Source organism: Mycoplasmopsis adleri (assembly GCF_045276205.1).
Lineage (GTDB): Bacteria > Bacillota_I > Bacilli_A > Mycoplasmatales > Metamycoplasmataceae > Mycoplasmopsis > Mycoplasmopsis adleri.
The window spans coordinates 735,423-748,607 of the sequence record NZ_CP174162.1 but is presented as its reverse complement, the minus strand read 5'-3'; the positions used below and the strand labels follow the sequence as shown (position 1 = coordinate 748,607).

Below are 13,185 nucleotides of genomic sequence, written 5' to 3'. Positions count from 1 at the left end.
TTATCTATTAATCACATAATAAAAATCAATCTAAAATAATTAAGATTGAAATTTTTACTTGCTTATATTTTTCTAAAAGCACTATAAAACAATTAAATTATAAATTTTTAAGTGCATTAAGTGCTATTTCAAACATGTTAGTGAATCCGGTTTCTCTAGTTTTATAATCACTAAATTCCATTTTTGCTAATGAATCACTAACTTGTAAAATGGTGGCTGCTTTTTTATTACATCTTTTAGCTTCAGCAAAAAGAATATAGCTCTCAGCTTCAACGACTTGACAATTTGTAATTTTCTTAGTTTCTTCAAGTGGTCTAACTGCATAAAACACATCAGTTGAATGTACAGAAACTACTGGTGCTTTGATTTTTAATTCCTTAGCAGATTCAATCAATTTTTTAGTAACTTCTTCACTAGGAAAATATTCAAAAGTTTTCTCATTATTTACTAATTCAGCTACTGAAAAATTATCGCTAAAAGCTCGATTAATAATCACTGTATCCATCACATTATATTCATCATAATATGAGCCAGTTGCTCCTAAACGAATAATAACATCTACATTGTATTCAGTAAATAATTCATGAGCATAAGCACCGATTGAAAACATACCCATGCCATGTCCTCCAAATGTTACTTTAATTCCGTTGTATTCCCCAGTAAAGTATGTTTCATTTCTAACATTACTTACTTCTTTTACATTTTTTAAATATTTATGAGCCATGTATTTTGCTCTTAATGGATCCCCGGAAAGAAAGCATACTCTCGCTATTTCATCTTTTTTCGCATTGATATGTGTTGACATAATTGAACTCCTTTAATTTGTATATGTTTATTCTAAAATAAATAACGTATTTAAAAGTTAAAAATATAAATATTTCATACTTTTCCATATGTTTTAGGAAAAAGTAAAAAAATACTTTTTATAAGCTTAAAAAGTCTAAAATATACTTAATGCTATTAATAGTATAATATTAATAAGTATTTAATAATAGTGTTTCTGGAGGTTTTATGAATAACTATAACTTAATTCTTTCTAATGAGAAGTTTAAACAACAACAATTCATGACAGTTAAAAATGCTGTCGAAAGCAAGATAAATGCTTTTTATAAAAATAAGGAAAATAGTCGAAGAATTTCATTAGCAACTAGCGGTTTTTGATGCTCATTTGCATTTATGCTTCTTGGGTTTATTTGATTAATTATTACAATCGGTTTAAATATTTACACAACCTTAAAACTAAAGCAAAATGATTGATTATATGACCATCAAAAACCATTCTTCTGATCATTTTACATAATTTCAATTGCAATGTTTCTTTCTTCAGGTATTGCTCATTTAATTGCTAAACGAGAAAAAACAATGCTAGAAAAAGATGTAATTAGCTCATTCAATAATCGAGATATTACTGATTATTTATTTAGATATTTTGGATTAACACCTTAATATAACACCGATGAAATTGGTAAAAATATAATTAGCTATAATGTTATAAACTTTTATAAAAACATTCATAACTTCCGTGATTTAAGTACTTACAATTTAACTTTAGGAAAATATGAAATGTATGAAGCTTCTACAGTAAATCAATTTTTCAAGATGCAAAACTTACTTTATGTTGATAATTCATGAGTTGATACTACTGATTTAGATAAAAAAACTTTACGTAGTTTATATCGTATGAATGCAAGCACATATAAAAACAAAATTGAACTTGATGAAAGAAAATTACGTTTTGGTATTGCTACAAGAATTGGAAATATTAATAAAGATTTCAATATAACACTATTTGACAATAATGACTGTTTTACAGCCCCAGAATTAAAATTAATAACCTTAGATAAAGAATATGAATCAATCGTTTTAAATGCTATTGATAACCAATTATTAAGAAATTGATTAAAAGATGAAAACAACTTAAAATACATAAAAGATTTAAGAAATCAAATTACATCATTGAAAATTAATAATCCTGTTGCTAAAAGAAGAAGCAATAAAAGCTTAGTTAAAAACCTTTCTTTAGTTTTAAGAAATCAAGAAGCATTTATTTGATTTGATACCAATTGTGAACTTTTAGATGTTGCTTATATAACAAAAACATTAAATCCAAAAAATATCATTGATGCTATTACTAATAAACTTTTAGATGATTTTTACTTAATTTATTTAGTTATTCAACTTCTTGCTCCTTTTGGCTTAGATTTAACATTAAAAATTTCTGAAAAAGAAGTAAATGAAGCTAATGAAGTGGATGTTCGTCCAAATGATGATTTTGCTAACGTTAGTGAACCGGTAAGTCCTACTGCTACAACATCTGTAAAATAATTGCTGTTTCTTGATCAAAAATAATAAACCTAATAACTTGTTTAAAGTTTAAAGGTTTGCTAGATTATAATCTCAAAAGCTACAGTCTTAAAAACAAGAAGATATATCTTTATATAGGGTATATCTTTTTTAGTTTTATTGGTGTAACCAAAATAATAATATGGGGAAAAATATAGTTATTGGCGTAAAAATAAAAAACAAGAAACAATCCATTTCCTGCTACTTAAAATTTCTTCTTTTTAAATAAATGAAAGAATTCATTTCTGCGTGTGTTACTTGGTATCTTTTTTCTTTGTCAACTATATAAGGGTTCATCAATAGGAATTTCTTTTCAAGGGTCTTCTTGATTTAATTTTGCGTAAACATCAATAGTGGAAAGATAATTTAAAAACTTTCTAGGTCTTGAGTTCATCTTATCTTGAACTTCCATTAATCGCTCGTTTGTTATTGTAGAAAAATCACTATGCTTTTTAAAAAATCTTCTTACCATTCCATTAAAGTTTTCATCAGATCCTCTTTGAAAAGAAGTGTAAGGATCAGCTTTATAAATATAAATTTTTAATTTGCTTGCTATTGCAAAAAGTGAGCTAAATTCGAAACCGTTATCTTGCGTTATCGATTTAACATTTAAATGTTTTCTCTTAATTAAATCTCACAAAGCACTAGCTAATTTTCAAGGATTTTTGTTTTGCAATTTGACCAAAAAGCCTATTCTACTTACTCTTTCGGTAAAAGTCATTATATGTGGGCTATTAGTTGATCTCTTACCAACTATAAGATCTATTTCTCAACGCCCGAATTCCGATCTTTCATTAATTGAGCGTGGTCTAGTTCATATAGGTCTAATTCATCTTGAGCCCACAAGTCGTCTAACCGCGCTTTCTTTACCTCTTTTACCATCCTTTTTGTAGTATTTTCTTAATAAATGTTTTCTCTTAATTACTCATTGATTAGTATTGATTCAGTTATAAACTGTTTTTAATGAAGGAACTTTTAAAGCTGGAAAATTATTTTTAATTCTTTCATAAGTTAATTCAACTGTTCAAATTTTTCCATCATATATTTGTTTAAATTTTTTGCTAAATTCTTTATATTTTTCCATATTATTAATCATTCTAAAATGATGATTCCAATTACATCTAATCCGGTTTTTAATTTCAGCGTCTTCTGCAAAATAACCGTAAAATGTAGAATTATTTTTGATTTCTCTAATGATAGAAACTCTATTAAAACCTAATTTATTGGCGATTTTTGATATACTATTATTAGTTGTTCAAAGCAAGAATTCAAGCTTAACACGCAGATTATAGTTAAACTTTTTATTATTTTTCATAATAAATTGGAATGCGTGATTGTTCTTGTTTTGGATACTTTTTTTATATAAAAAAACGCATCCACATTAAATTTTAATCTAAAATGTGTTGCGTTTGTAATTACAATGTAGCAAACCTAATAACTTGTTTAAAGTTTAAAGGTTTATTTTTTGTTTTCTCATTAGCATATATGTAAATATAAAACTTTGAGTTTCATTTAAGTTTTTTATACTAAATCAAATTCGTTATTTTGATAGCTTTAAATGTAGATAATAATCTTTGTGTTTATGCATATTATTCAAAGTTTTTGCTATCTATAATGTTGAGCTAGTTACATCTCTATGAAAAACCTAATATATTTAACTATTTAAATTTAACTTTTTAAATCCTTTTACATATATGTAAAAAGAATTATTTTCATTAACAAATTAAGTAAAAATATATAATTAAACTATGATTAAAAAAGGTGACATAATAACAGGTTGAATTAGGAATAAAAATAAAAATGGATTGTTTGTCTCTGCACATAACAATATTCATTTTTTTATACCTCTTAATTTAATTAGTGATTTAGCAAAGTATCAAAGAGTTGATACATTTAATATTAAAGACAAAATCAATTTTGTTGTTATTTCTTTTGATCAAGAAAAACAACATGGGATTGGCAGTTTTAAAGAAAACCATCCACTTTATTTAAGATCTCCGTATAAAGCATTGCTTTTTGAAACAAAAAATGGCTTTAAAAATATTAAAGAAAGCTTTGACAAGTTTATTGAAGAATACGAACCAAGTGGAGATAAATAATGGAGAGATTAACTTTAAAATTTATTAATTTTTCATCCGATTTTAAAAATGAAAGTTTAATAAATAGAAGTAATAAATTATTTAAAGATATTAGAACTAAAAATGTGGTTGGTTTTGAAAATTTTGGGTTTCATGAATTAGCATTAAACTTTAATGAAGATAATGCTTTAGAATTGGATTTATTTAGTAAAAAAATACATGATAAAAATATTAGAACAATTTTTGTTTTCTGCAATTCAGCTGATATCATGAATTACAATGCCGGTTATACTTATTTATTTAAGAATGACATTTTAAAAGAATCGAAAATAAAGTATATTTTTGTAAATAATGATGAACCATATTTATGAGATAAAATTTATCAGCAAAATGAACAATTAATTAAAAATCTAACTACAGGATTTTTATTTATAGGGCAAGAATGCTATAGTGAAGCTTTTATCAATTTTATTAAATTAATCTTAAATGATATTCAACAAGATTTCGGTTATTATCGAGCTCTTGAAAGATGCTTTTTAATTGGAAAAAGAATTTTAGAATTGCAACTAGGATTTATGCAATTAGCAGAAGATCATAAACTCATTATGCCTGAAATATTAACTAATAATTATTTATTCTTTGCTGAAAGTAATTTGTTCTTGCTTTTATTAAAAGGCTGCGATTTATTATCTTTACTTGAAGGTTATCAATCAGCGGCTCGACTTTGGAATTCTGAAAACTTAGAAGAAAATTATGCGTTCCAATATGCTTTCGTTAAACACTTGCAACGCAAGAATTATCAATTTGATTTTATATCTGGTGATAATCCAATTCTAACGAATTCACTAGTTTTACAGGCAAATATGGAAAATTTATTATTTGGTCATGAAAATCGTTTTGCGACAACATTAATTTTTCCGAACGCAATTTATACTTATGGTCAATACATTATCGATAATGCTAAACAAATCTATTTAACTCATTATGAAGTCCTGTATGAACAAATGGATTATAGATTGTCGGATGAATTAAATTCAAAAGATGGACTCGAAAAATTTGCTAATATCACTTTAAGTGAGTTTCAAAAAAACGCTAATGATGGAATTATAAACACAGTTCGTGATATTGCAAATATAAATGGTTGCATAATCTTATTAGCTGATAATAGTGCTTTTACATTAGGCACATTAATATGTTTTATCTATTGAGTTGCAATTTATGAAGCATATTTAAATAAACAAAATCCATTTGATTTTGTACTTTAAAATGAAATAAAAAAGAGGTAATTATGAAAACATTAAATTTAAATATTAACAATGCAGTTGATGAAAAAGAAGTTATTAAATATCAAGATAAAGTATGAAATATTCATAAAAATATTATGAATAAAACAGTTGCTGAAAAAGATTGATTAGGCTGAATTGATTTACCTAATAAAATTAATAGTCCTGAAATTGCTAAAATGAAAGAAATAGCTAAAGCTTGAAAAATGCAAAATATTGAAGTTTTAGTTGTTATTGGTATAGGTGGTAGTTACTTAGGAACTAAAGCTGGTTATGAATATATTTATGGTCCTTATTCACTTAAAAAACCAGACATTGAATTAGTTTTTGCTGGTAATTCAATTAGCAGTGAACAATTAATTAGCTTATTAAACTATGTTCAAAATAAGAAATTTGCTATTAATGTTATTTCAAAAAGTGGAACTACTTTAGAACCTTCTATTGCTTTCAGAGAATTTAGAAAATTACTTGAATCTAAAGTTGGCGCTGAACTTGCTAAAAAACTTATTGTGACAACTACCGATGCTAAAAAAGGTGTTCTTTTTGAATTAGCTAATGTTAAAGGTTATGAAAAATTCATTATTCCTGATAATGTTGGTGGTCGTTTTAGTACCTTAAGCCCAGTTGGTTTATTCCCGTTTGTTTGTGCTGGAATTGATATTGATAAAATGCTTTTAGGAGCTAAAGAAGCAAATGATGATGCTAATATTGAAAACATTTTAGAAAATAATGCATACAAATATGCAGTTGCTCGTCATATTTTAAATAAAAAATATCATGTTGAAATGCTAGCAAGTTATGAACCTAAAATGGCTTATTTTGCTGAATGATGAAAACAATTATTTGCTGAAAGTGAAGGAAAAGATGGCAAAGGATTATTACCAACTAGTGCTATTTTCTCAACTGATTTACACTCAATTGGACAAATGATCCAAGATGGTAATAAAATCTTATTTGAAACTATTTTATTAGTTAAGAATCCAGTTGCTGATATCTTACTTAAAAAAGAAAAAGAAGACTTAGATAAATTGAATTACCTTGATGGTCAAACATTACATGAAGTTAATTTATCAGCTTATAAAGGAACTCTTGAGGCTCATGTTAAAACCGGAAATGTTCCTAACATTGTAATTGAGTTTAATAAATTTGATGAATATACATTAGGATATTTATTCCAATTTTTCGAAAGAGCTTTAGCTATTAGTGCATACTTACTTGGTGTTAATCCATTTAATCAACCTGGCGTTGAAGTATATAAAGCTAATATGTTCAAATTACTTAATAAGGAACAAAAATAATAATGCCTGAATTGCCTGAAGTTAGAACTGTTGTTGCAGATTTAAAGAAACAAATCTTAAACAAAACTATTTTAGATGTTGATGTATTTTTGCCTAAATTAATTAAAAATGCTTCAAAAGATGAGTTCGTTTCTTACTTAAAAAATGAAACGATTATCGATATAAATGCTCTTGGTAAATATATTATTATTAAACTTACACATAACAAAAACTTAATAAGCCATTTACGGATGACTGGAAAATATTTTGTGTATCATAATGAACCGGTTCGTATGAAACATGACTATGTTCAATTTGATTTAAGCGACCATATTACGCTGTTTTATAATGATTCTCGTCAATTTGGAGCATTCTATTTAAAAGATGAAAAAGATTTAAAATCCACAGCCCTATTAAATAAATTGGGTAAAGAACCTTGAGATCTTGATGCTGAAGCTTTATATTATGCTGTTAGAAAAAAGACAGTACCAATTAAAACTTTTTTATTAGATCAAAGCTATATTTTAGGTATTGGGAATATTTATGCTAATGAAATTCTTTTTGATGTTAACTTAGAACCTGAAACTAAAGTAAATCTAATTCCTCTTGAAAAATGAGAAGAAATACTTGAAAGCACTAAACGCATTTTCAATAAAGCAATTGAATTAAGAGGTAGCACAATAAATAGCTACGCTTCTGTTAATGCTGTGAAAGGTGGCTTTCAAAATTTACTAAAAGTGCATCTTAGAAAAAATAAAGAATGTCTTAAATGTAAAAACAAAATTGAATCAAAGATGTTAAATCAAAGAATGACTTATTATTGTCCAAATTGTCAAAAGGAAAAATATGAAAAATAAAATTTTCGTAGTAGACATGCTTAATGGTTTTTGCAATATGGGTGCTCTTCAATCTAAAGAAGTTGCTACAATTATTCCAAATATTGCTTCATATTTAAGAGAACATAAAAATGATTCAATTACTTTTATTAATGATGCTCACAGTAAAAAAGATTTAGAAATGAAACAATATCCTGTTCATTGTTTAAAAAATACAAAAGAAGCAGAAATTGTTGATGAATTAAAACCTTATGTAAAAGATATAATTTTTAAAAATTCAACTAATGCTTTCTATTATATAAATATAGAAGAGCTTCAAAACTATAATGAAATTATTATTGTAGGTTGCTGTACAGATATATGTATTATGCAATTTGCATTAAGTTTAAAAGTTTATTTTAATAAAATAAATCTTGATAAAAAAGTAATTGTTATTAAAGAATGTGTAAATACTTTTAATACTAATGAGCACAATTATAAAGAGTATAATAATTTTGCTTTAAATATCATGCGTAATGCAGGAGTGGAGATACAATCATGAAAAAAAGACATGTAGTTGATTTACACGGTTTAACCGTTCAAGAAGCACTTTCAAAAGTAATGCTTGCTTGAGATGATGCTTTTGAAAATTACTGTGATGAATTACAAGTTATCACAGGCAAAGGAAGCGGTGCTTTAAAAACTAGTGTTGAAGATATGCTTATTAAAGAAGGTCATCAATACTATGAAGAACCTGATACTTCATCATTTATTATTAATATTACAGATGAAGTTGAAGAAGACCCACTTGATAGTGATAAATACAACTAAAAATATTAAAGAAAGATAGCTCCTGAGTTTCCAAGTTGGAGCTCTTTTTTTATTACTTTTTTCAGTGTTATTTATATATAAATAAAAAAAAGTTATTTTTTTACATAATTACATTGTAATTTGTGGTATAATAAAGATATGAAAAAAGACAAATGACTATTAATTTCAAGAAAAAATAAGAACTCTACTTACTTATCTTTAGCACTTTCAGGAGGATTTGGCAAAGGTTATAAGAAATCTATCGGTATCGGTACAGTTGAAAAATGAGAAAAATATTGTTCTGATCCAGTAGAAAAAATTAAAAAACTATCTCAAAACTACAATACTGATTGAGATAGAAATATGATAATTAGACAATTAGAGTTAGATATAAGCAAGGTTAAAATTGAAACAAAACAGTTCAATTATGGATATGATTTGTTATACAGTTTCTTAGAAAAATTAAATCCTTTTAAAGATGCTAAAGTATCAAAATCCAAGTATTTAAATGATTTATTAAAATATATGATTTCAAATAGAATTGTAAATCCGGGTAGCATGCTTTCATCCTTTAAAAATAAAGACAAATTCAATATAAATTTAGAAGTTGAAAAGACGACATTTTATAATACTTTAGACTATTTAGCTGAAAATAAAAATAACATTTTAAAGAGTGTTAACGATACATTGATCAAAGATAAAAATAGAAAAATAGATATTATTTGATACGACTCTTCAACGGTATATTTTGAAAGTTTTGTAAGAGAAGGATTGAGATATCCAGGTTATTCTAAAGATGGAAAATTCAAAGAAGATTGAATTGTTTTAGGTTTAGCAACAGATGAAAACGGCATTCCAATTCACTATAAATTATTCAAAGGGAACACTGCTGATGCATCAACATTTATTAATTTTATTTTGAATATAAAATCACAATATGAATTAAACAAAGTAACACTCATTGCTGATAGAGGAATGAGTACAAATAGAAACATAAGATTCTTAGAAGATAACGATATTGATTACATTTTATCTTATAGATTAAAAGCGGCTTCAAATGACCGAAAGACCTTTGCAATAGATGAATCCGGCTATTTTGGAGACAATAATTTTAAATATAAAGAAACTACTTTTTATTCGTTTTGAAAGAATAGAAGAGCAAACGGACACAAGAGAAGATTGGTAGTAACATATAGTAAAAAAAGAGCATTAAAAGATAAAAATGATAGACAAATTTTAATCGATAATTTTATTAAAAGACAAGATAAAGACGGACTAGTTCATGATCAAGTAATGTTCGGTCAAAAGAAATTTAAATTCTTCGAAAAAGTTGGTGGTAAAGGTTATTACAAACTTAACTATGACAAAATTATCGAAGATGAAAAGTTTGACGGATATTATGCTTATGAAACCTCTAGATTTGATTTATCACCTGAAGAAATTGTGAATTTATATTCAAAACAATGACAAATAGAATCAAACTTTAGAGCTTTAAAAAGTGCTTTAGCTGTAAGACCTATTTATGTATGAAGTGAAAAGCATATTGAAGGTCATTTCGTACTTTGCTTCTTATCTCTTGTTTTATTAAATTTTGTTATTTATTATTTAAACAAAGGTTTGAAAGAACTCGGTGTTGTAGATGAAAAAATCACAATCAAAAAATTACAAGATGTAATAAAAGAAACAATCAAAACATGCAAGATTATTGACGGAAAAATTGAAAGTGAAGAATATATTATTAACGACAACAATAATCAAGCAATTCAAGATTATCAAACATATTTAAGAATTTTAAATGAATTAAAATTTTAAATTATTAAAAACAGCTCATCAAACAGATGAGTTGTTAAAAATTACATTGTAAAAGTTGGAAACTCGGGGATAAATACAACTAAAAATATTAAAGAAAGATAGCTTGTTAGGCTATCTATTTTTATTTCGATTTAAGTTCTTCTTTCATAACTTCAGCTATTTTTTTGGCATATTCTCCAACTATAATATTAGTTGAATTACTTGAAATTAAAATACCTGAAACATATTTTAAGTTTTTAATTTCTTCAAAATTTACATTAGCTTTATTCTTAAATAAAATTTTAACTTTTGATAAAGATGGTTCAATTCCAGTAATGTTTTCTTTACCACCCAAAAGTGTAATTAGTTCTTCAATATTGATTCTTGAATCAAGTTTTGTAACATTACCTTTTTTAAGTTCTTGTTGTTTTTTATTTTTGCAGTGTCAATATAATCAACAAAAACCTAATGTAAAAATCGTTAAAATAACAATCAAAAATTTTTCTTTATGAGTCATATTTCTATTATAAATTAATATTTGTATTATTAGTGTTATTTTTTATTAAAGCTTCTTCTTGCCTATCTTCTATTTTGCCTGTAACAATATTACAAATTAAGGCAACTACTATACCGACAATTGGAGCAATAATATATTTAATTCAAAAAGCCATTGGAATTAAAATAAACATAATCAGAATTCAAAAAGCAAAAATAATTGGAACACTAAAGTTAAAGCTACGTAAATTTAGTATTTTAAAAAAATAAAATAATCAATTCATAAAAATAGCAAATAAACCTATAAAACAGGGAATTAAGCAAATTCATAAACTGCTTGTAAGTTTTTGATTTCCAAATTCAGGAGCACTAATTATTCATACAGCTGTCATTGGAATTACAATGAAAATTGAAATAAACAAAACAATTAGTAAGGGAGATAAACTTACTAATTTATTTTTCTTATTTGTATTTTTTTGTTTATTGTCTTTGTTATTCATAATTCAATCTTAATTTGTTCAACATCTTAATAAAATCTTTTAATGAAACTGTGTGAGTTTCTTCCTTACCATATTCACGATATGAAACGGTTTTATCTTTAATTTCGTTAGCGCCTAAAATTAATTGATATTTAGATTTAGATACTTGAGCATTACGAATCTTTTTGTTTAATCTTTCATCTGAATCATCTATTTTTACTCTGAAATCATGTCTTCATAATTCATTGTAAACTTCTTTAGCATAATCTAAGTTTTCATCTAAATTAACTGGAATAATAGTAATTTGTTTTGGAGCAATTCAAAATGGTAAATTACCTTTTGTTTGTTCAAGTAAAATAGCAACAAATCTTTCATATGTTCCAATTAATCCGCGGTGGATCATAACTGGACGTGCTTCTTTACCTTCTTTATCGATGTATGTTATATTAAATCTTTCAGGTTGTAAGAAGTCTAATTGAACTGTTGAAACAGTAATTTCATGAACTAAAGCTGTATCAATTTGAATATCGATTTTTGGTCCATAGAATGCTGCTTCACCAATAACTTTTTCATATTTGATTTTCATATCATCTAATGCTTTTTGAAGCATTGCTTCTGCTGTATTTCACATAGCATCATCATTAAAGTATTTTTCTTTATCATTTGGATCTCTCAATGAAAGTGAAATATAGCTAATTTTAATATTAAAGATTTTAAGAATTTCTTTAATTTGTGAGAACATGCTTCTAACTTCTTGTTCAATTTGATCTGGTCTAACAAATAAGTGTCCTTCAGTTAAGAGCATTCCTCTAACTCTTTCTAAACCTGTTAAAGCACCTGATTTTTCATATCTATATAATTGTGATTGTTCGCTATATCTAATAGGTAAGTCACGATATGATCTTTTTTCAGTGTTGTAGCAAACAATGTGGTGAGGACAAGTCATTGGACGTGGAATTAATCTTTCATTTTCAACAACAAGTGGGCTAAACATATCATCTTTGTAGTGTGCTAAGTGACCACTAATTTTATATAACTCTTCAGCACCAAAATGTGGGGTTAATACTTCAGTAAAACCATATTTACGATCTAATTTAAGAACTAAATTTCTAATTTCATTGTGGATGTACATTCCATCTTCTAATCAAATTGGAAAACCTTGACCACATAAAGGATTGAAAGTAAAGATTTTCATTTCTTTACCAATTTTACGGTGTTCTCTTTCTTTTCTATCAGCTAGAAGAGCTAAATATGAGTCTAATTCTTCTTTAGTTTCTCATGAAGTTCCGTAAATTCTAGTTAATTGTTTATTGTTGCTATCACCTCTTCAATAAGCTCCAGCAATATTAAGCAATTTAAAATGTTTTATATTTTTAGTACTTTCAACATGACCACCAGCACATAAATCTTTAAATACAATTTCTTTGTTAAGTGGATCTTGTAAAGCATAAAAAGTAATTTCTTTACCTTGCGCTTTTAATTCATCATAAAGTTCTTTTTTGTATGGTTTATTTGTAAAGTCATATTCTGATTCAGGAATTTGAATAGTTACAAGATTCCTACTTGCTAGCTTTTTCATCATTTTTTCAATTTTAGGTAATTCAGTTTCACTAAAACTTTCGGCGAAATCAAAATCATAGTAAAAACCTTCATCAGTTGCTGGTCCAAAACCTAATTTAACATTTGGATAAAGTTTTTCAACAGCAGCCCCAAGTAAGTGACTTGTTGTATGATTTAATAATTTATTGGCTTTCATAAAGTCTCCTTAATATTCTTTCTTTTTTGTTTAATATAACTGTTTTATAGTTATTTTA

The 13,185-nt window shown here is 26.0% G+C and carries 14 protein-coding genes; 9 read left to right on the top strand and 5 right to left on the bottom strand.

What is annotated here, in order from left to right; all coding sequences use genetic code 4:
• Nucleotides 1-97 precede the first annotated feature (97 nt).
• The gene (locus tag ACJA22_RS03160; protein WP_406616827.1) at nt 98-805 is read right to left on the bottom strand and encodes a purine nucleoside phosphorylase DeoD-type; all 708 of its coding nucleotides are present in this window, start codon (nt 803-805) and stop codon (nt 98-100) included.
• Nucleotides 806-1,011: 206 nt separating this feature from the next.
• Between ACJA22_RS03160 and ACJA22_RS03155 the strand changes: the two genes are divergently transcribed.
• Complete coding sequence (locus ACJA22_RS03155; protein WP_406616825.1) at nt 1,012-1,446, top strand: hypothetical protein; 435 nt, start codon at nt 1,012-1,014, stop codon at nt 1,444-1,446.
• A gap of 15 nt (nt 1,447-1,461) precedes the next feature.
• Nucleotides 1,462-2,325, top strand: coding sequence for an MAG2810 family protein (locus tag ACJA22_RS03150; RefSeq protein WP_406617569.1), 864 nt, complete (start codon nt 1,462-1,464; stop codon nt 2,323-2,325).
• A gap of 223 nt (nt 2,326-2,548) precedes the next feature.
• Here the strand turns inward: ACJA22_RS03150 and ACJA22_RS03145 are convergent, their stop codons facing one another.
• Nucleotides 2,549-3,658, bottom strand: coding sequence for an IS30 family transposase (locus tag ACJA22_RS03145; protein WP_406616823.1), 1,110 nt, complete (start codon nt 3,656-3,658; stop codon nt 2,549-2,551).
• Between the two features lie 433 nt (nt 3,659-4,091).
• Between ACJA22_RS03145 and ACJA22_RS03140 the strand changes: the two genes are divergently transcribed.
• From ACJA22_RS03140 to ACJA22_RS03110, 7 genes are all read left to right on the top strand, one after another.
• On the top strand, nt 4,092-4,442 hold the full coding sequence (locus ACJA22_RS03140) for a S1 RNA-binding domain-containing protein (RefSeq protein ID WP_406616822.1): 351 nt from the start codon (nt 4,092-4,094) through the stop codon (nt 4,440-4,442).
• A complete protein-coding gene (locus ACJA22_RS03135) occupies nt 4,442-5,686 on the top strand; it encodes a glucose-6-phosphate isomerase (protein ID WP_406616821.1) in 1,245 nt (414 codons plus the stop codon). The genes ACJA22_RS03140 and ACJA22_RS03135 overlap by 1 nt, the downstream gene beginning before the upstream one ends.
• A 23-nt stretch (nt 5,687-5,709) precedes the next feature.
• Nucleotides 5,710-7,002: a glucose-6-phosphate isomerase gene (locus tag ACJA22_RS03130; RefSeq protein WP_406616820.1), complete on the top strand. Its 1,293-nt coding sequence runs from the start codon at nt 5,710-5,712 to the stop codon at nt 7,000-7,002.
• Between the two features lie 2 nt (nt 7,003-7,004).
• Nucleotides 7,005-7,838, top strand: a complete 834-nt coding sequence (mutM, locus tag ACJA22_RS03125) for a bifunctional DNA-formamidopyrimidine glycosylase/DNA-(apurinic or apyrimidinic site) lyase (RefSeq protein ID WP_406616819.1) — start codon at nt 7,005-7,007, stop codon at nt 7,836-7,838.
• On the top strand, nt 7,828-8,373 hold the full coding sequence (locus ACJA22_RS03120) for a cysteine hydrolase family protein (RefSeq protein WP_406616818.1): 546 nt from the start codon (nt 7,828-7,830) through the stop codon (nt 8,371-8,373). Before mutM ends, ACJA22_RS03120 begins: the two co-directional genes overlap by 11 nt.
• Complete coding sequence (locus ACJA22_RS03115) at nt 8,355-8,627, top strand: Smr/MutS family protein (RefSeq protein ID WP_406616817.1); 273 nt, start codon at nt 8,355-8,357, stop codon at nt 8,625-8,627. Before ACJA22_RS03120 ends, ACJA22_RS03115 begins: the two co-directional genes overlap by 19 nt.
• 138 nt (nt 8,628-8,765) lie before the next feature.
• Nucleotides 8,766-10,418, top strand: coding sequence for an IS1634 family transposase (locus tag ACJA22_RS03110; protein WP_406616816.1), 1,653 nt, complete (start codon nt 8,766-8,768; stop codon nt 10,416-10,418).
• Between the two features lie 121 nt (nt 10,419-10,539).
• Here ACJA22_RS03110 and ACJA22_RS03105 read toward each other — a convergent pair whose 3' ends face one another.
• The 3 genes from ACJA22_RS03105 to thrS are packed head-to-tail and all read right to left on the bottom strand — an operon-like array spanning nt 10,540 to nt 13,127.
• Nucleotides 10,540-10,914: a PTS sugar transporter subunit IIA gene (locus ACJA22_RS03105; RefSeq protein WP_406616815.1), complete on the bottom strand. Its 375-nt coding sequence runs from the start codon at nt 10,912-10,914 to the stop codon at nt 10,540-10,542.
• Nucleotides 10,915-10,921: 7 nt separating this feature from the next.
• Complete coding sequence (locus tag ACJA22_RS03100) at nt 10,922-11,392, bottom strand: MAG3450 family membrane protein (RefSeq protein ID WP_406616814.1); 471 nt, start codon at nt 11,390-11,392, stop codon at nt 10,922-10,924.
• Nucleotides 11,385-13,127: a threonine--tRNA ligase gene (thrS, locus tag ACJA22_RS03095; RefSeq protein WP_406616813.1), complete on the bottom strand. Its 1,743-nt coding sequence runs from the start codon at nt 13,125-13,127 to the stop codon at nt 11,385-11,387. The genes ACJA22_RS03100 and thrS overlap by 8 nt, the downstream gene beginning before the upstream one ends.
• Nucleotides 13,128-13,185: the final 58 nt, after the last annotated feature.